This is a genomic window from Vibrio sp. Vb2880 (assembly GCF_033337975.1).
In the GTDB taxonomy this organism is placed as follows: Bacteria; Pseudomonadota; Gammaproteobacteria; order Enterobacterales; family Vibrionaceae; genus Vibrio; species Vibrio alginolyticus.
In genome coordinates, this window is record NZ_JAWORT010000009.1 from 127235 (window position 1) to 144881 (window position 17647).

The following is a 17647-nucleotide window of genomic DNA, read 5'->3' on the forward strand; positions in this document are numbered from 1 at the left end:
TTAATTTCATTAATAAGTTACGATTATCTCGTGATAGATCGTATTTATAATTGAACTACAACAATGTTTTCACCTTTTTTAAAGGTGATTTTTTTCGATTCAGGCATGATGTCCCATTCTACTGACTTATGCTTCTCGTTGAGATTGATAAAATTACCAGATTGATTTAGATCAATTTTTAGAGTGCTACTTTCTGTCGTTTCGAGCGAAATTCCCATTGAGTCACGATTAATCGTGATTATTTCTCCTTCAATTGTTACATCGCATCGTTCTTTTTGTGAACAGTCAACGCTATTAACACTCTCGTGTGTAAAGGTACGCCAGAAAAATGCGCCTATTAAAACACTGAGCATGATTAAGATTTGTGCAAGTCGCGCCTTTGTTAACTTTTGTGCAGGCATAATTACTAATATCCTTGTTACAAACTTCAAACTTTTTAAATAAAAAATGATTTCCAGAGGTCCAGTAAGGTTACTACCCTGTCATTGAATTGTTAATTCAAGTATAGTGTCACGCTGAAAATGCCACTTTTTATTAAAGTCAGCAATGGAAATAAGGTGATGATAACACTTGAATTCTAGAGTTTACTTGGGTGGTGTTACGACGCAAGTCGTGTTGGAAGTAAAAGTGTAGTTAATTAGAAATTGGAAGCATGCAAATGAGCCAAGTAAAGCAGCTTGAACAAAACTACAACTATACAGTCGTTCGCCAATTTACCCTTGTGACCATTTTATGGGGCATAGTTGGTATGGCTGTTGGTGTTTTGATTGCCGCTCAATTAGTTTGGCCACAGCTAAACTTTGATACGCCGTGGTTGACGTACAGTCGCTTACGTCCACTGCATACTAATGCGGTAATTTTTGCGTTTGGTACCAGTGCTCTGTTCGCAACGTCTTATTATGTTGTACAGCGCACATGTCAAACACGTCTTTTTGGTGGCCCACTCGTTGCCTTCACCTTTTGGGGTTGGCAAGCAATCATCCTGGCAGCAGCCATTACTTTGCCTCTCGGTTTAACGTCGGGTAAAGAGTATGCTGAGCTAGAATGGCCTATTGATATCGCAATTGCGCTAGTATGGGTATCATATGCGGTGGTGTTCTTCGGCACACTAGTGAAGCGAAACACGTCACATATTTATGTGGCAAACTGGTTCTTCGGTGCCTTTATTATCACAGTAGCAGTACTTCACATCGTGAACAGCATGGCTATTCCTGTGTCACTTGGTAAATCTTACTCGATTTACTCGGGCGCAGTGGATGCGATGGTTCAGTGGTGGTATGGACACAATGCGGTAGGTTTCCTACTGACCGCTGGTTTCCTAGGTATGATGTACTACTTCGTTCCTAAACAAGCTGAACGTCCTGTTTATTCTTACCGTCTATCTATCGTTCACTTCTGGGCACTTATTTCTCTATATATTTGGGCAGGCCCTCACCACCTTCATTATACAGCGCTACCAGACTGGACTCAGTCTCTAGGTATGGTTATGTCGCTGGTTCTATTTGCTCCTTCTTGGGGTGGTATGATCAACGGTATTATGACGTTATCTGGTGCATGGCATAAGCTTCGTTATGACCCTATCCTACGTTTCCTAATCGTTTCACTGTCGTTCTACGGTATGTCTACCTTTGAAGGCCCGATGATGTCGATTAAGACGGTTAACGCACTTTCTCACTACACAGACTGGACCATTGGTCACGTTCACTCTGGTGCGTTAGGTTGGGTTGCGATGGTTTCTATCGGCTCTGTATATCACTTGGTACCTCGCCTATTTGGCCAAGAGCGTATGTACTCTGTTGGTCTAGTTAATGTGCATTTCTGGCTAGCAACAATCGGTACCGTTCTTTACATCGTTGCGATGTGGATCTCTGGTGTAATGCAAGGTCTTATGTGGCGCGCGGTTAACTCTGACGGTACGCTAACTTACAGTTTTGTTGAATCTGTAGAAGCGTCTTATCCGTTCTACTTTGTACGTTTCCTAGGCGGATTTATCTTCCTATCTGGTATGTTCCTAATGGCATACAACACGTACAAAACGGTAAGTGCACCTAAAGAAAGCCTAAAAGCTATCCCACATCCGGCATAAGGAGATTTAAGAATGAGTAATAATTCTAATAATCGCCATGAAATCTTAGAACGTAATGTCGGTTTGTTGGCTATTTTTATCGTGTTTGCTATCAGTTGGGGTGCTCTTGTAGAGATCACTCCTCTGATTTTCCAAAAGCAAACGACTGAACCTGTAGAAAATCTGCGCGCTTACACTCCTTTGGAGATGGAAGGCCGTGATATCTACATCCGTGAAGGTTGTAACGTCTGTCACAGCCAGATGGTTCGTCCTTTCCGCTCAGAGACTGAACGTTACGGTCACTACTCTGTTGCTGGTGAGAGTGTTTGGGAACACCCATTCCTTTGGGGCTCTAAGCGTACAGGCCCGGATTTAGCTCGTGTTGGTGGTCGTTATTCTGACGAATGGCACCGTGTTCACCTGTTAGATCCTCGTGAGCTTGTACCTGAGTCAAACATGCCAGGTTTCCCGTGGCTAGCTGAAAACGTTTTAGACGGTAAGCTAACTCAGAAGAAACTTGAGCTATTTCGTGATCAGTTCGGCGTTCCATACACTGATGAAGAGATCGCGAATTCGGCTAAAGAAGTAGAAGGTAAAACAGAGATGGATGCAATCATCGCTTACCTTCAGTCTCTTGGTCATGCAATGAAGTAAGGGGATCATATGGATTTCGGTACAATTCATAGTATTTATACCGTTGTACTCTTCGCTAGTTTTATTGGCATCGTATGGTGGGCATTTAGTAAAAAGCGTAAAGCACGCTTTGAAGAAGATGCCAACTTGGTGTTTGCTGACGAAGAACAAAAGACCCCTAATAACCAAGGAGTGAAGAAGTAATGACTACATTCTGGAGTCTCTGGATTATCGTGATTACTGTCGGTACGCTAGTAGGCTGTGCGATTCTCCTGACTTGGTGCGCTAAAGATAAAATGGGCGTCGAGGAAGGGGAAGACATGGGCCACGAGTACGATGGTATTCGCGAGCTAAACAACCCTCTACCAAAGTGGTGGACTTACCTGTTTGTAAGCACATTTGTGTTCGCAGCAGTTTACCTTGCCCTATTCCCAGGTCTAGGTAGCTTCAAGGGCTTTTTAAACTGGCAGAGTTCGGCTCAAACCGTTCGCTCACTAGAAGAGTCAAAAGAAGCCATCGCTGCAGCACAAGAGAACAAGCAACTAAACCAATATGCAAAAGAACTGGATGATGCCGACGCTTACTTCGGCGAAGCATTCCGTAAACTTGCGCACAATGACAGTGGTCTACGCCCAATTCCTGAAATTGCGCAAGATCCTGAAGCATTAAAAGTTGGTCAGCGTTTGTTTTTGCAAAACTGTTCTCAATGCCATGGCTCTGATGCACGTGGTCAGAAAGGCTTCCCTAACCTGACTGATGATGCATGGCTATATGGTGGCGAGCCAGCAGCGATCGTTACAACCATCATGCACGGCCGTATTGGTCAAATGCCAGCATGGAAAGATGCCCTTGGTGAGCAAGGTGTTCAAGAAGTTGTAAGTTACACACTTAGTCTATCTGGTCGTAAAGTAAATGCTCGTGAAGCCGCGGCAGGTAAAGCACGCTTCGTAGTGTGTGCTGCTTGTCATGGTACCGATGGTAAGGGTAACCCTGCAGTCGGTGCGCCTGACCTTACAGACCAAGACTGGTTATTTGGTGACTCTCGTGCAGCTGTAACAGAAACCGTAATGAACGGACGCTCAGGCGTAATGCCTGCGTGGAAAGACATTTTGGGTGAAGATAAAGTTCAGCTCGTTGCCTCATATGTCTGGAGTTTAAGTAACTCAGAGAGTAAGTAACTGAGATATTACGTAACATAGCAATAACAGCCCCTTTCATAGGGGCTGTCTTTCCTTTAAATTTAACGCCTTACATTTTTTCATTTAGCTGTTGAGAACTTTTTTATGGTAAAGCCTTGGTATAAACAATTTTGGCCGTGGTTCCTAATCATCCTTCCTCTTACTGTCGTAGTTTGGACTGTGATTACTGTGGTCGTTTTCTCGAACAACTCTGTTTCTTTAGTCGCCGAGGATTACTATAAAAAAGGCAAAGGCATTAATATCGACATTAGTAAAATGAATGTCGCTCGTGACCTAGGTCTTAACGCTGAGATTTCCTCTGAAAATAACAATGTTGTGATTGTTTTCGCTAAAGGGAAGCTACCTCATTACCCTGCTCTAACGGCCACTTTCACTCATCGTACTCTTCCTGATCGTGACTTCACAAAGCTTGTAACAGCGGATGCATCTGGTAATTACCGACTAAAAGCTGAGGAATCTATTCAAGGACCATGGTTTGTTGAACTACAACCACACGACAAGCAATGGATGATCCAAGGTAAAGTTGAGTTTCCTGCCTCTTCAACACCGTTAATGAAGTAAGCATATGTGTAAATCCTGTTATCACTGCGGTGAAGATGTACCAGCCAACACGGATTTCAAAGTAGAAATATTGGGTGAAATTCGCGACATGTGTTGTCCGGGCTGCGAAACTGTGGCGCAGACTATTGTCGATAGTGGTCTTGTATCATATTACCAATACCGCACTGCGCCTGCAGAAAAGGCAGATCTAGTACCAGAGCAACTCCAAGCTTTAATTCATTATGACAATGCGGATGTACAATCTGAATTCGTACGAAATCGCGAAAATGTTTCTGAAGTAACCCTTTCTTTGGAAGGCGTTTCATGTGCCGCTTGTGCGTGGTTAATCGAAAAGCAAGTTTCTAATACGGCCGGGTTGGTATCTATCCGTGTTAATACAACCACCAATCGAGCGTTACTAGCCTGGGATAAAACTCAGGTACGGTTAAGCGAGCTCCTTTCCGTTATTCATAAACTTGGTTACAAAGCTGCACCTTTTGAAGCAGATAAGCAAGAAGCCTCTTACCATCGAATGATGAAGCAATATCTATATCGGCTAGGTATTGCAGGTTTAGCAACCATGCAGGTCATGATGCTCGCCGTTGCACTGTATCTCGAAGTCTTTGGTGATTTAGAGCCAGAGTTTAAAAGTTACTTTCGTTGGGTAAGTTTGATTTTTGCTACTCCTGTTTTGCTTTATTCCGCTCTTCCATTTTACTTAAACGCATGGCGCAGTATCAAAGGCCGAACCCTTGGTATGGATGTCCCGGTTTCTATCGCGTTGATCTTTGCCTATGTTGCAAGTTTAGTTGCAACAGTAACTGAACAAGGCGAAGTCTTCTTTGAATCTATCTCGATGTTTACCTTCTTTTTGTTAGTAGGTCGATTCTTAGAGATGCGCGCTCGTCGCAAAGCTGCTGCAGCGAGTGGTAACCTTCTTAAGTTGATTCCTGCAATTGCTACAACGCTGGACGGTGATCAGATACCCGTGAAGACGCTAAAAGTTGGCGATCGTATTCGCGTTCTACCTGGTGAACATATCCCCGCTGACGGTAAAGTTATTTCAGGCCGTATTCATATTGATGAATCCATGCTAACGGGTGAGTCAGTGCATGTTGTGAAACGAGAAGGCGATATTGTTTATGCGGGAACGCTAAACGGAGACGAATCATTTGAACTTGAGGTAGTAAGCTCAAAGGCCGATTCAATGATTTCTAACATCGTGCGTTTACAAGATGAAGCTCAACACTCCAAACCTAAAATTGCGGAAATTGCAGACATTGTCGCCCGTTACTTTGTTGGTGTGATTCTTATCATCTCTGCTGGTACTTGGTTTTACTGGCATCAAACAAAACCAGATGATGCGTTTTGGATCATGCTGTCTGTGTTAGTTGCTACATGCCCATGTGCGCTATCTCTGGCCACTCCGACCGCTCTCACTTGTGCTACCTCTAGAATGGGTAATTTTGGCATTTTGCTTCGTAAAGGCCATGTGTTTGAGACACTATGTAAGATCAACCACTTAGTTGTAGATAAAACAGGCACTCTAACGAAAGGTGATATTGAGATCTGTGAAACAAAGGTACTTAGTGATCTCCCACAGAAAGATTGTCTATCACTAGCTGCAGCTTTAGAGGCTCATGCAAACCACCCTATCGCTCGTTCTTTTGCAACTTACACCAATGATGACTTTATCGTGTCTGACGCGCAAAACGTGATTGGTTCAGGGATTGAGGGTATGTGGAATGGCAAAATCGTTAAGATAGGTAGTGCTGCTTTTGTTCAAGGCAAAGAAAGTGGTGAAAGCCAGGCGGTCTATCTGTCGGTTGATGGCAAGCATGTCGCTAGCTTTTACTACCGCGACCCTATCCGAAAAGAAAGCAAAGCCTTTATTCAACGTTTTGCTGACGCTGGAATTAAGACAACCCTGCTAACTGGTGATTCTCTCTCAAACGCCCAACCAGTGGCGAATGAAATTGGTATCGATCACATCGTCGCGTCAGCAAAGCCAGAAGATAAGCTTGCATACCTTAAGAGCTTGGACGAAAACAGTATCACTATGATGGTTGGTGATGGAATCAATGACGCGCCGACTCTCGCCGGAGCTCACCTTTCTGTCGCAATGGGCGGTGGTACAGATGTCGCTAAAGCTTCTGCAGATATGACGTTACTTGGAGATAATCTCGAAAAGCTACTAGAAGCACGTTTGCTTGCACTGCGTACAAGAAAGGTTATTCGAGAAAACTTGGCTTGGTCTTTGGGTTACAACCTGTTAATTTTGCCTTTGGCGGTCGCAGGTTTAGTGGCTCCCTACATTGCAGTAGTTGGCATGTCTGCAAGCTCAATTATCGTTGTATCTAACTCTTTGCGCCTGCTCAAAGAGAAATAAGTAGAGAAAGCAAACATGGAAAGTCTTTATATATTGATTCCCATCGCTATCGTTCTCGTTTGTGTTGCTGTCGCCGTTTTTCTTTGGGCGGTAAGAAGCGATCAGTTTGAAGATCTTGAACGGCAAGGGCACAACATTCTTCTCGACGAAGAAGACCAATCTAATAGTGATAAAAAGTAGCGACCTTTATGACTCCTGATTTTATCGGTGCGTTGATGATCGGCTTAGTAGGAGCCGGTCATTGTATGGGTATGTGTGGTGGTATCGCGTCTCTGCTTACCATGGGCTCTTCTGCTAAAAATAAAACTACCCCTCTTATCCCCCTCTTCTACAACCTCGGACGATTGATCAGTTATACCTTAATAGGTGCATTAGTGGGTGGTGCTATATCAGGTTTATCTGAGCTTAGTGGGTTAACGCACTCTCTTGCTTGGTTAAGGCTGATTGCTGCGTTATTCATGATCCTGGTCGCGCTGTATATTGCTAAATGGTGGCAAGGCTTACTTTTAATAGAAAAGCTAGGGCAGTATATCTGGCGCTTTATCTCGCCGGCAGGGAAGAATCTGTTGCCACTAAAGCATCCTCTTCACGCGTTGCCATTTGGCTTTATTTGGGGTTGGTTACCATGTGGCTTAGTTTATTCAGCGCTTACTTGGTCGGCGGTTTCTGGTAGTGCGATGAACGGCGGCCTAATTATGCTTGCGTTTGGGCTCGGAACGCTACCTGCAATGCTTATTATTGGATACGGTGCCAATCATTTTCAGAAATTACAAAAATCATTAATATTTAGAAATATTTCAGCATTAATCCTTATTGGCTATGGTACGTATACCGCTGTAGGAGCCTTAGCGTTACTCGGTTTCATATAACGTTAAACTCTATTGAGGTGACATTTTTGCTACCCTTTAGGATTAAGCGATGCTAAAATATTGATGTATATCAAATAGTGAAAGGTTGTTATGATTTCTGAAAAACCTGCAACAAAGCGTATCCAATCAGGCGGTTGCGCCATTCATTGCCAAGATTGTAGCATTAGTCAACTGTGTATCCCGTTCACTCTAAATGAGGCAGAACTTGACCAGCTTGACCAAATCATCGAACGTAAGAAGCCTATTCAAAAAGGACAAGAGCTTTTTAAGGCCGGTGATGAGCTAAAATCGTTATACGCTATCCGCTCTGGTACCATCAAGAGCTATACGATCACAGAGCAAGGTGATGAGCAAATCACAGCGTTTCACTTAGCTGGAGACTTAGTCGGTTTCGATGCTATCACTGGTGACTCCCACCCTAGCTTTGCTCAAGCACTCGAAACGTCGATGGTATGTGAAATCCCATACGAAATTTTAGACGATCTATCGGGTAAGATGCCTAAGCTTCGCCAGCAAATCATGCGTTTGATGAGTAACGAAATTAAAGGTGATCAGGAAATGATTTTGCTTCTTTCTAAAAAGAATGCAGAAGAGCGACTAGCTGCTTTCCTTTACAACCTATCAACGCGTTTTTCTCAGCGTGGCTTCAGCCCTAGAGAGTTTCGTTTAACTATGACTCGTGGTGATATTGGCAACTACCTTGGTCTTACAGTCGAAACGATCAGTCGTTTGTTAGGTCGTTTCCAGAAATCTGAGATCCTAAGCGTAAAAGGTAAATATATCACTATCTTAGACCACGATGCATTGATGGAACTTGCTGGTGTAACTAAAGAATAATACACCCTAATTATTGATGTAGCTCGAAAATGAGCTACATCATATTTCTCATAAATTCCTTTCGAAAGTCCTCAAAAAGTTCTCCAAACTAAGCTACAGTAAAAATGTACGGTGAGTACTCCAAAATACTGATTTAATTTACATTCAGTATCTGGTTTTGCAATAGAAGTGGGCTTAGTTATGAGTATATACAGTAAGATCCTTGTTGTAGCTGACATCAATAATGATGAGCAGCCCGCACTTGCAAGAGCTGTTCAATTAGCTCAGAAAAGTGTATCTAGGAGCCGAATCACTTTCTTTTTATCCATTTACGATTTCTCGTATGACATGACGTCAATGCTATCAGTGGATGAAAGAGATGCTATGCGTCGAGGTGTCATTCATCAGCGTGAGCAGTGGATGCGCAAAATTGCTCAACCATACCTAAACGATGGCTTCGACTTTGATGTTTGTGTTGTCTGGCACAACCGTCCTTATGAGGCGATTATTGCTGAAGTCTACGCAGGCAATCATGACCTAGTCATCAAAGGCACACGTAAGCACGACGTGTTAGAATCTGTGATTTTCACTCCGACCGATTGGCACTTGTTACGTAAATGCCCTATCCCAGTACTTCTGATTAAAAATGCAGATTGGCCGGAACAAGCAAGTATCCTTGCCTCAGTACATGTGGGCTCAGAAAACCCGACTCATATTGATCTCAACGATACGATGGTCGAGCGATTAAAAGAAATCACCACTCGGCTTGAGGCCAAGCCATATCTTGTTAACGCCTACCCCGTTACACCGGCGAACATTACGATTGAACTTCCTGAATTTGACCCAACGACTTATACCGATGCAGTGCGAGGTCATCATTTAACGGCTATGAAAGCACTGCGCCAAAAACATGGTCTTGATGAAGAACAAACGATAGTTGAGCAAGGTTTACCTGAAGATGTCATTCCGGCAGCTGCAGAGCGCTTGAATGCTGCAATGGTTATTTTAGGTACTACAGGGCGAACTGGGCTTTCTGCTGTCTTTATTGGTAATACAGCGGAGCACGTAATTGATAAAATAAATTGCGATGTGTTGGCTCTAAAACCAAAAGGCTACATTAGTCCTCTCGATCCAAATACAGCAACCTAATCTCTCCTTAGTATTGCTATGTATTGAGCGCTTTCAAATAAGCGCTAATAAATCCCCCGAATACAGGGGGATTTTTGTTTGGGAACAGTTAAAGCGTTGGGTACAAAAAAGGAGGTCTAATTGACCTCCTTTTTTACAAGTTAGATGTTCGTAACATCGATGAACATTGATTCATCAATATTCGTCGAAGACACGACAGCCTCATTAAACTCATACTCTTCGCGGTTACCTTCACGATCTAGCGGTAAGTTAACAAAGTCGAACAATTCGCGGTCTGCTAGTTGGCTTGGGCTTACGTTTTGAATTGATTTAAAAATTGCTTCCACACGGCCTGGCGTCTTCTTATCCCATTCAATCAACATTGCTTTTATAGATTGACGCTGAAGGTTCTCTTGAGAGCCACAAAGATTACATGGAATTATTGGGAAATCCTTATGCTCAGCGTATTTGATCAGATCTTTTTCACGACAGTAAGTCAATGGACGAATGACCACGTTACGGCCATCATCAGAGCGTAGCTTTGGTGGCATCGCTTTAAGGCGAGAGCCGTGGAACATGTTCAAGAACATTGTTTCGACGATGTCATCCATGTGATGACCTAGCGCAAGCTTAGTTGCACCAATCTTCTCTGCAAATGAATACAGCGTACCACGTCGCAGGCGTGAACACAGACCACAAGTGGTTTTGCCTTCTGGTACCTTCTCTTTTACGACGGAATACGTGTCCTTATCGACAATATAGTAAGGGATATTCAGTGTTTCGAAATACTCTGGCAGAATGTGCTCAGGGAAGCCCGGTTGTTTTTGGTCTAGGTTTACTGCAACCACTTCAAATTTGATCGGTGCGGCTTTTTGAAGATTCAGCAGGATATCAAGCATCGCGAATGAATCTTTACCACCGCTAATACATGCCATCACAACATCGCCTTCTTCGATCATGTTGTAATCAGTAATGGCATTTCCAACATGTCTTCTTAGGCGTTTCTGAAGCTTGTTGAATTCTAGGGTTTCTTTTCTTGTATCTATTTGGTTCATTGCGGGCTCTCACATCGCCGATAAATCGACTAGGACTTCCTAACATGGGTTTCTTTGGGGCGTGGATTATACGAGCTTTTTACGCAGGATTAAATGTTTGTCTTATTGAGTCTTTAAGAAAAGAGTGTGAAAGATACTTTAGTTACGGTCAAAATTAAAAAAGAGCTGCGATTGCAGCCCTTTCTAAACGTTCAGTGTTCATTTCTTTGCGTTAGGTAGATAAGGTAACACTCGCATCGTCGGTTCTGGTAGTGTCATTGTGCCACCTTGCCCTATTTCACTTAGTGCGACTTGTATCTTGCCATTGACAATTGGCTTTTCGGTTCCGTTTGAGAAAATCACTTTATCATTCAGTTGATTTGCAAACTCCATCGTCACACCTTGAACCTCCGGTGTAAACCAACCCGCAAACATACCGCCTAAATCTTCCAGCATCGTCTGCATTTGAGGTAGAAGAGGCTTAAGTTGGTCGTAAGAAACGTTACCCTGTAATGGTTCTTTGGTCATCACAACAAGTGAGTAATCGCAACGTGTATCTTTTGGGGTATCGACAAAAACCAACGGATTCGCTGACTTTAAGTTTTTATCAACAGGTAAAGGCAACTCTTGTGAAGCAGGGATAACAAACTCTTCATAGTGCTCTTCTTTTTCCATCCAAGCTTTTTCTATCATACAAATTTGTTTAGTTTTTGCGTCCACAAAAAAGACACCAACTTTCACATCGTCATGCCCTTCTTTATTGTTGTTTTTTAGTTGAGTATATAACTTTGAGTACGTGAACATGTACTCTTGAGCTTGGGTTATCGGCGATGCAAGAATTAGCGCCGCACTTCCCAACAGACTTAGGCTTAACTTTTTCATTTTATCCGTTATTTTATTGCGTCCAGTAGGCGTTGTTATGACGAATCATAGCGCGAAGATCGTGTACATAGGCGATGCCACGTTCAGAATAGGCTAGCAACCCATGCGTTAACTCTGACGCGGTTGCGACCGTTAACAAGCCCTTGTTCTTTTCAGCCAGAGATGTTCTGATTTCACGCAGGTCTGCATACGCTGGGTTTCGATTAACATTCATAAAGTAGCCATGAACAGACTGTTGTACAGAATCGAATTTTTCAACTTCATGAACTTTGTTAGCGCCACGTTGCGCTGGAACAATTCCACAGCCCTTTTTATAACACCATTGGCCGAACAAGTTGTTTGCTTGAGTAGCAAAACGAGAAGTGCCCCACGCAGATTCATTTGCCGCTTGAGTTAGAACCAACGCTTCTGGTAAGACGTTCACTCTCACAAGCATCTCGTCTAGCCATGCTTGATCAATCTTATCGTTACTCAAGGGCAACGAATACAGAGATGATAACCGCTGAGCATACTCTTGTTGTTCTTGCGTCACTTGTCCCACCTTTAAAGATGTAAGAAAGGCCCGCTCATGACGAATTCGTTGATTCTCAAGAGCAATTTTAGGCCTTAAAAAATCAAAAAAAGCAGCTTTTTTCTCTTTCGTATCTTTTATTGAATTGAAGTCTGGGATATCACCGATGTATGGCAAGTGTGATAAATCGACATGCTTAATCTTGCCAGAGAGTACGTCAGGATTTTCCACATATTTAAACTGTTTCTCGTAGTGTAAATATGGGCCTATAGAAATGAAAGTGGCGGCTATACAGGTTGCCGCCACTCGTAAACTTATTGATTTCAAAGAATTAGGCATCAAACACCTGTGAGTTACTATCGTGATCATTATCGTTTTTCTGTGTTGTAACGATCTTAAGCTTAATTCCAAACATTTCGCGGTAGAGTATGCCTTTCAAATGGAAGAAGAATGGCAGCACAAAAATCAAGCCAATACCGTAGAACATTGCTGCAATAATAAACATTAACATCACGCCTAAGTAAAGCCCCGCGACCACAAAAATCTTCTTGTTGATTGCGCGAAGTGATAACAGCAACGCTTGCATTGGTGGCACCCTTTTCTCACAAATCAACAAGATAGAGTGACTAAATGCCAAGGAAAGATACAGCGACAGTAAAGGAAAAATCATACCAACCACACCTTGTAGCATTAAGCTCATGAGCGTTGCTAGGATAACAGGAATGGTGAACTGCAACCCCTTTCCAACATGGCGCAACTTAGTCTTTAAGCCAGCGACATGACTCATAGCCATCAAACTTATCCCCGCATAAATTGGGGCGCTAATCACCTCATAACTGAAATTCGCGACATAAATAGAAGACACAATATCGTTTGTGAACGACTCTGGGTTCTCAAACGCATCAAGAATAACGGTCAAATCGCCCAACTGCAGTTTTAATGCAATATAGAAAATACCTAACTGGACAAAAAGCAATACAATAATGGCAGGAGAAAATGATAAAAAGTGCTGGATGGTTGCTCGCCAAGCTTCGTTAAAAACCGCGCCAGCTTTAAGCTCGTAGTTGCCAGACAAAGCTCGCTCTACACTCCCCCCAAGATTGAAATCTTTCTCAAAATCGTCGTTCATAGTTTATCCAAGACTAACTTGTAAAATTTTGACTGGAATTCCAGTCAATTAATGTAATCGTCATTATAAAGAAATCTTTCCACATCTAACATCACAACTCACCTACAATCCTTGCAATCTCAACTGTATGGTTGATAATTAACCACTTTCAAGGTCATGAAATTGAAACAATTGTTGAACAAAGTTTAGTGCTATCAAACTGTGTTTAGATGCCAATTAATCTCATAAAAACAGTATGGTAAGGAATGATGGCTTTTTCCTGCAAAATTATTTCTGTTTCAAGATAAGAAAATGCTTTAATTTCACACTTTTGGTGATTATGATGCGCGCCTCAAAAGTGAATGGTTAGTGTCACATCAGCTGGGATAATCCCGGCTTGAACGTGGGGGAAATACAGACGTTGAACGCAAAACCGCAAGCAGGAAAGCCAGTTATTCGTTTATCTGGTATTAGTAAAAGTTTCGATGGTAAGGAAATCATCGGTAATTTAAATCTGGATGTTAATCATGGTGAATTTCTGACGATTCTCGGGCCTTCTGGTTGTGGTAAGACAACAGTTTTACGCATGATTGCAGGTTTTGAAACGGCAGATAACGGTCAAATTATTTTGGATGACCAGGATGTAACACAGGTTCCTGCAGAGCAAAGGCACGTCAACACGGTATTTCAAAGTTACGCATTGTTTCCACACATGACCGTATATGAGAATGTCGCTTTTGGTCTTCGTATGCAGAAAACGCCTACTGCGGACATTGAACCACGAGTAATGGAAGCGCTACGCATGGTGCGCCTAGAAAAAATGGCTCAGCGTAAGCCTCATCAGCTTTCTGGCGGTCAGCAACAACGTATCGCCATTGCGCGTGCGGTTGTTAACAAACCAAAAGTACTGCTGCTAGATGAATCTCTATCTGCACTTGATTACAAACTGCGTAAGCAAATGCAAATCGAGCTTAAACAGCTTCAGCGTCAACTTGGTATTACCTTTATCTTCGTTACGCACGATCAGGAAGAGGCCCTATCGATGTCTGACCGCATTATTGTTATGCGCGACGGTGTTATCGAGCAGGATGGTTCTCCACGTGAGATTTACGAAGAGCCGAAGAACCTATTTGTTGCTCGCTTTATCGGTGAGATCAACGTATTCAACGCAACCATGCTAGAGCGTATCGACGAGAAACGTATCCGTGCAGAAATAGAAGGTGTCGAGTCTGTTGTTTACTACGATCAGGAAGCGCAAGCAGGTGAAAAACTGCAAGTACTACTTCGCCCAGAAGACTTACGTATCGAAGAGATCAAAGAGTCTGAAGAAAAAGGCATCGTAGGTCACGTAACAGAGCGTACCTATAAAGGTATGACGCTTGATTCAGTTATCCAATTGGATTCGGGCATGCGTGTAATGGTTAGCGAATTCTTTAACGAAGATGATCCTGATGTGGACCACTCACTTGGCCAGAAAGTCGCTATCACTTGGGTTGAGAGCTGGGAGGTAGTCCTCAATGATAAGCAAGAAGATTAATCTTCAAAACGCGATCATCACCTTAATCGTCGGTTGGTTAACACTTTTCGTGTTGGTACCAAATGTGATGATTATCGGTACGAGTTTCTTAACGCGTGATGAAGCAAACTTAATCGAAATGACATTTACTTTCGACAACTACTTACGTCTACTCGACCCTTTGTATGCGAAAGTGCTGATGCACTCGTTCTACATGGCGATTGTGGCGACGTTGTTGTGTTTAGTAATTGGTTACCCATTTGCTTACATCATAGCGAAAATGCCAGAGAAATGGCGCCCATTCATGTTGTTCTTAGTTATCGTACCGTTTTGGACAAACTCTCTTATCCGTACTTACGGCCTGAAGATTGTTCTGGGTACACAAGGTATTTTGAACAAATCATTAATGGCGATGGAAATCATCGATAAGCCATTACGTATTATGTACACCGAAACAGCAGTAATGATTGGTCTTGTGTACATCCTGCTTCCATTTATGATTCTGCCGCTTTACTCGGCAATCGAGAAGTTGGACAACACTTATATCGAGGCGGCGAAAGATCTTGGTGCGAACAAGTTCCAAACCATTACGAAAGTGATTCTACCTCTTACAATGCCTGGCATTATCGGTGGTTGTTTGTTGGTTCTGCTACCAGCACTAGGTATGTTCTACATCTCTGACCTTCTTGGTGGTGCGAAGAACCTACTGATTGGTAACGTTATTAAGAGCCAAGTATTGAACGCTCGTGACTGGCCATTTGGTGCTGCGACCAGTATCGCCCTCACCTTCGCAATGGCTGTGATGCTTTACGCTTACTACAGAGCAGGCAAACTATTGAATAAGAAAGTGGAGCTAGACTAATGGGACGCACAGTTAGATTTAGCTTTATGGCGCTGGTGTATGCATTTTTGTATCTGCCAATCATCGTCTTAATTGTTAACTCATTTAATGCCAACAAATTTGGTATGAAATGGGGCGGTTTCACCACGAAATGGTACGAAACTTTAGTAAATAACGACAGCCTAATGCAGGCTGCATGGCATTCATTGAACGTAGCGGTATTTTCAGCGACAGCTGCAACCATTATTGGTAGCTTGACGGCTGTTGCTTTATTCCGTTACTCGTTCAAAGGTAAAGGCGCGGTAAACGGCATGCTGTTTGTCGTAATGATGTCTCCAGATATCGTAATGGCGATTTCATTACTTGCTCTGTTCCTTGTATTGGGCGTACAGCTAGGCTTCTTTACTCTATTGATTGCTCACATCACCTTCTGTCTACCTTTCGTTGTGGTAACAGTGTACAGCCGTTTAAATGGCTTTGATGTGAAAATGTTGGAAGCTGCAAAAGACCTTGGTGCAAGCGAATGGGTTATCTTGAAACAGATCATCCTTCCTCTCGCTAAACCAGCGGTTGCCGCAGGTTGGTTATTGAGCTTTACCCTGTCTTTGGACGATGTGATCATCAGCTCGTTTGTAACGGGTCCAACATACGAAATCTTGCCATTGAAGATTTACTCCATGGTTAAGGTGGGCATTTCACCGGAAGTTAACGCCCTAGCAACGGTGATGTTGATTGTTTCTTTGGTCTTGGTAGTAATTTCTCAGTTGCTAGCAAGAGAAAAAGTGAAGTAGAATCCGCACCTGTTAACATCACGAAACAGAATGGTTACATGCCATTCTGTTTTTCTATCTATCGTCCAAAATTGGACAACGTTTGGTTTGGAGCTAACGTCAATGAAAAAATGGGCTACTCTATTAGCTGGTAGTGCATGTGCGCTTTCTCTGTTCTCTGGTACAGCGACAGCGGATGATAAAGAACTAGTATTTATGAACTGGGGTCCTTACATCAACAGTAATATCCTAGAGCAATTTACTAAAGAAACTGGCATCAAAGTGATCTACTCGACTTACGAGTCGAACGAAACTTTGTATGCAAAGCTAAAAACCCATAACCAAGGTTATGACCTAGTAGTACCTTCAACGTACTTCGTGGCGAAGATGCGTGACGAAGGCATGCTACAAAAGATCGATAAGACTAAGCTGAAAAACTTCGGCAACCTAGATAAAAACTACCTAGACAAGCCTTACGATCCAAGTAACGACTACTCTATCCCACACGTTGTTGCGATTACAGGCCTAGCGGTTAACGCAGATATGTACGATCCAAACGACTTCCAAAGCTGGGCTGACCTATGGAAGCCTGAGCTTGAAGGTCAAGTAATGTTGATGGACGACACTCGTGAAGTGTTCCATATCGCTCTGCGTAAACTTGGCTACTCAGGTAACTCAAAAGACCCTAAGCAAATCGATGAAGCGTACGCTGAGCTACAAAAGTTGATGCCTAACGTTTTAGTTTTCAACTCTGACAACCCTGGCGCACCTTACATGTCTGGTGAAGTGGGCGTTGGTATGCTTTGGAACGGTAGCGCGGCAGCGGCACAAAGTGAAGGCCTGAACCTTAAACTCGTTTTTCCTAAAGAAGGCGGTATCGGCTGGGTTGATAACTTCGCTATCTCTTCCGGTGCGAAGAACGTAGAAGCCGCTCACAAGATGATTGACTTCCTACTGCGCCCAGAAATCGCAGAGCAAATCTCTCGTGATACTGGCTACCTAACGGCGGTGGAAGAATCGAATGCTAAGTTTAAAGACGTTGCCCCACTGTTCCCTTCTCAAGAAGACCTTGACCGCGTTGAATGGCAAGATGCGGTTGGTGATCTAACCGTTAAGTACGAAGATTATTTCCTCAAGCTGAAAGCGGGACAATAATCTAGCTTGTGTAACAAGTCATCAACCATAGGAAAATAGGCAGCAATACGCTGCCTATTTTTGTCTTAGGCTGATATAATCGCGCGTTGCTAGGTTTATTTGTCTTGGTATCATAGATTTATCGTCTCATAACAAGGAGACAACGATATTCAAGCTAAATGAACATATTTGTGCTTACTGCGATTTGGCTC

19 protein-coding genes are annotated in these 17647 nt (G+C 43.0%); 14 read left to right on the forward strand and 5 right to left on the reverse strand.

Translation table 11 applies throughout. The features are described from left to right. Nucleotides 1-44: 44 nt before the first annotated feature. Nucleotides 45-401, reverse strand: coding sequence for a hypothetical protein (locus R7M92_RS12245; protein ID WP_005377473.1), 357 nt, complete (start codon nt 399-401; stop codon nt 45-47). A 257-nt stretch (nt 402-658) separates the two neighbouring features. Here R7M92_RS12245 and ccoN point away from each other — a divergent pair, with 257 nt between their 5' ends. From ccoN to uspE, 10 genes are all read left to right on the forward strand, one after another. Continuing rightward, the gene (gene ccoN / locus R7M92_RS12250) at nt 659-2086 is read left to right on the forward strand and encodes a cytochrome-c oxidase, cbb3-type subunit I (RefSeq protein ID WP_005396488.1); all 1428 of its coding nucleotides are present in this window, start codon (nt 659-661) and stop codon (nt 2084-2086) included. A 12-nt stretch (nt 2087-2098) separates the two neighbouring features. Beyond that, on the forward strand, nt 2099-2719 hold the full coding sequence (gene ccoO / locus R7M92_RS12255) for a cytochrome-c oxidase, cbb3-type subunit II (protein ID WP_005377475.1): 621 nt from the start codon (nt 2099-2101) through the stop codon (nt 2717-2719). 9 nt (nt 2720-2728) lie between these two features. Beyond that, nucleotides 2729-2902, forward strand: coding sequence for a cbb3-type cytochrome oxidase subunit 3 (locus R7M92_RS12260; RefSeq protein WP_005377485.1), 174 nt, complete (start codon nt 2729-2731; stop codon nt 2900-2902). Beyond that, nucleotides 2902-3876: a cytochrome-c oxidase, cbb3-type subunit III gene (ccoP, locus tag R7M92_RS12265; RefSeq protein ID WP_005377487.1), complete on the forward strand. Its 975-nt coding sequence runs from the start codon at nt 2902-2904 to the stop codon at nt 3874-3876. The genes R7M92_RS12260 and ccoP overlap by 1 nt, the downstream gene beginning before the upstream one ends. A 105-nt stretch (nt 3877-3981) precedes the next feature. Further along, nucleotides 3982-4458 carry a FixH family protein gene (locus tag R7M92_RS12270; RefSeq protein ID WP_005377489.1) on the forward strand — a complete coding sequence of 159 codons (477 nt, stop codon included), beginning with the start codon at nt 3982-3984 and terminating at the stop codon, nt 4456-4458. A 4-nt stretch (nt 4459-4462) separates the two neighbouring features. Then, on the forward strand, nt 4463-6826 hold the full coding sequence (locus tag R7M92_RS12275; RefSeq protein WP_318133483.1) for a heavy metal translocating P-type ATPase: 2364 nt from the start codon (nt 4463-4465) through the stop codon (nt 6824-6826). Nucleotides 6827-6841: 15 nt separating this feature from the next. Then, entirely contained in the window at nt 6842-7006 is a 165-nt protein-coding gene (gene ccoS, locus R7M92_RS12280) for a cbb3-type cytochrome oxidase assembly protein CcoS (protein WP_005377493.1), read from the forward strand. An 8-nt stretch (nt 7007-7014) separates the two neighbouring features. Further along, entirely contained in the window at nt 7015-7695 is a 681-nt protein-coding gene (locus R7M92_RS12285) for a sulfite exporter TauE/SafE family protein (protein WP_017634899.1), read from the forward strand. 90 nt (nt 7696-7785) lie between these two features. Beyond that, a complete protein-coding gene (locus R7M92_RS12290) occupies nt 7786-8532 on the forward strand; it encodes an FNR family transcription factor (protein WP_005377497.1) in 747 nt (248 codons plus the stop codon). A 180-nt stretch (nt 8533-8712) separates the two neighbouring features. Next, nucleotides 8713-9660, forward strand: coding sequence for a universal stress protein UspE (uspE, locus tag R7M92_RS12295; protein WP_213914992.1), 948 nt, complete (start codon nt 8713-8715; stop codon nt 9658-9660). 140 nt (nt 9661-9800) lie between these two features. Here uspE and ttcA read toward each other — a convergent pair whose 3' ends face one another. The 4 genes from ttcA to R7M92_RS12315 all read right to left on the reverse strand — a co-directional run bounded on the left by ttcA (nt 9801) and on the right by R7M92_RS12315 (nt 13195). Then, nucleotides 9801-10694, reverse strand: a complete 894-nt coding sequence (ttcA, locus tag R7M92_RS12300; RefSeq protein WP_005377502.1) for a tRNA 2-thiocytidine(32) synthetase TtcA — start codon at nt 10692-10694, stop codon at nt 9801-9803. Nucleotides 10695-10892: 198 nt separating this feature from the next. Then, the gene (locus R7M92_RS12305) at nt 10893-11555 is read right to left on the reverse strand and encodes a DUF2987 domain-containing protein (RefSeq protein WP_025766641.1); all 663 of its coding nucleotides are present in this window, start codon (nt 11553-11555) and stop codon (nt 10893-10895) included. Between the two features lie 13 nt (nt 11556-11568). Continuing rightward, nucleotides 11569-12405 carry a glucosaminidase domain-containing protein gene (locus R7M92_RS12310; RefSeq protein WP_017634900.1) on the reverse strand — a complete coding sequence of 279 codons (837 nt, stop codon included), beginning with the start codon at nt 12403-12405 and terminating at the stop codon, nt 11569-11571. Beyond that, entirely contained in the window at nt 12398-13195 is a 798-nt protein-coding gene (locus R7M92_RS12315) for a hypothetical protein (RefSeq protein ID WP_213870146.1), read from the reverse strand. Before R7M92_RS12315 ends, R7M92_RS12310 begins: the two co-directional genes overlap by 8 nt. Nucleotides 13196-13595: 400 nt before the next feature. Here R7M92_RS12315 and potA point away from each other — a divergent pair, with 400 nt between their 5' ends. From potA to R7M92_RS12335, 4 genes are all read left to right on the forward strand, one after another. Next, on the forward strand, nt 13596-14711 hold the full coding sequence (potA, locus tag R7M92_RS12320) for a spermidine/putrescine ABC transporter ATP-binding protein PotA (RefSeq protein WP_017634901.1): 1116 nt from the start codon (nt 13596-13598) through the stop codon (nt 14709-14711). Then, nucleotides 14692-15552, forward strand: a complete 861-nt coding sequence (gene potB / locus R7M92_RS12325) for a spermidine/putrescine ABC transporter permease PotB (protein ID WP_005377512.1) — start codon at nt 14692-14694, stop codon at nt 15550-15552. Before potA ends, potB begins: the two co-directional genes overlap by 20 nt. After that, nucleotides 15552-16322 carry a spermidine/putrescine ABC transporter permease PotC gene (gene potC / locus R7M92_RS12330; RefSeq protein WP_140242855.1) on the forward strand — a complete coding sequence of 257 codons (771 nt, stop codon included), beginning with the start codon at nt 15552-15554 and terminating at the stop codon, nt 16320-16322. Before potB ends, potC begins: the two co-directional genes overlap by 1 nt. A 102-nt stretch (nt 16323-16424) precedes the next feature. After that, nucleotides 16425-17456, forward strand: coding sequence for an extracellular solute-binding protein (locus R7M92_RS12335; protein ID WP_017634902.1), 1032 nt, complete (start codon nt 16425-16427; stop codon nt 17454-17456). The last annotated feature ends 191 nt before the right edge of the window (nt 17457-17647 follow it).

What these genes read in the sequence shown, in the direction of transcription:
- R7M92_RS12245 (WP_005377473.1), bottom strand. Translation starts at nt 401, where the DNA reads ATGCCTGCACAAAAGTTAACAAAGGCGCGACTTGCACAAATCTTAATC.
- ccoN (WP_005396488.1), top strand. Translation starts at nt 659, where the DNA reads ATGAGCCAAGTAAAGCAGCTTGAACAAAACTACAACTATACAGTCGTT.
- ccoO (WP_005377475.1), top strand. Translation starts at nt 2,099, where the DNA reads ATGAGTAATAATTCTAATAATCGCCATGAAATCTTAGAACGTAATGTC.
- R7M92_RS12260 (WP_005377485.1), top strand. Translation starts at nt 2,729, where the DNA reads ATGGATTTCGGTACAATTCATAGTATTTATACCGTTGTACTCTTCGCT.
- ccoP (WP_005377487.1), top strand. Translation starts at nt 2,902, where the DNA reads ATGACTACATTCTGGAGTCTCTGGATTATCGTGATTACTGTCGGTACG.
- R7M92_RS12270 (WP_005377489.1), top strand. Translation starts at nt 3,982, where the DNA reads ATGGTAAAGCCTTGGTATAAACAATTTTGGCCGTGGTTCCTAATCATC.
- R7M92_RS12275 (WP_318133483.1), top strand. Translation starts at nt 4,463, where the DNA reads ATGTGTAAATCCTGTTATCACTGCGGTGAAGATGTACCAGCCAACACG.
- ccoS (WP_005377493.1), top strand. Translation starts at nt 6,842, where the DNA reads ATGGAAAGTCTTTATATATTGATTCCCATCGCTATCGTTCTCGTTTGT.
- R7M92_RS12285 (WP_017634899.1), top strand. Translation starts at nt 7,015, where the DNA reads ATGACTCCTGATTTTATCGGTGCGTTGATGATCGGCTTAGTAGGAGCC.
- R7M92_RS12290 (WP_005377497.1), top strand. Translation starts at nt 7,786, where the DNA reads ATGATTTCTGAAAAACCTGCAACAAAGCGTATCCAATCAGGCGGTTGC.
- uspE (WP_213914992.1), top strand. Translation starts at nt 8,713, where the DNA reads ATGAGTATATACAGTAAGATCCTTGTTGTAGCTGACATCAATAATGAT.
- ttcA (WP_005377502.1), bottom strand. Translation starts at nt 10,694, where the DNA reads ATGAACCAAATAGATACAAGAAAAGAAACCCTAGAATTCAACAAGCTT.
- R7M92_RS12305 (WP_025766641.1), bottom strand. Translation starts at nt 11,555, where the DNA reads ATGAAAAAGTTAAGCCTAAGTCTGTTGGGAAGTGCGGCGCTAATTCTT.
- R7M92_RS12310 (WP_017634900.1), bottom strand. Translation starts at nt 12,405, where the DNA reads ATGCCTAATTCTTTGAAATCAATAAGTTTACGAGTGGCGGCAACCTGT.
- R7M92_RS12315 (WP_213870146.1), bottom strand. Translation starts at nt 13,195, where the DNA reads ATGAACGACGATTTTGAGAAAGATTTCAATCTTGGGGGGAGTGTAGAG.
- potB (WP_005377512.1), top strand. Translation starts at nt 14,692, where the DNA reads ATGATAAGCAAGAAGATTAATCTTCAAAACGCGATCATCACCTTAATC.
- potC (WP_140242855.1), top strand. Translation starts at nt 15,552, where the DNA reads ATGGGACGCACAGTTAGATTTAGCTTTATGGCGCTGGTGTATGCATTT.
- R7M92_RS12335 (WP_017634902.1), top strand. Translation starts at nt 16,425, where the DNA reads ATGAAAAAATGGGCTACTCTATTAGCTGGTAGTGCATGTGCGCTTTCT.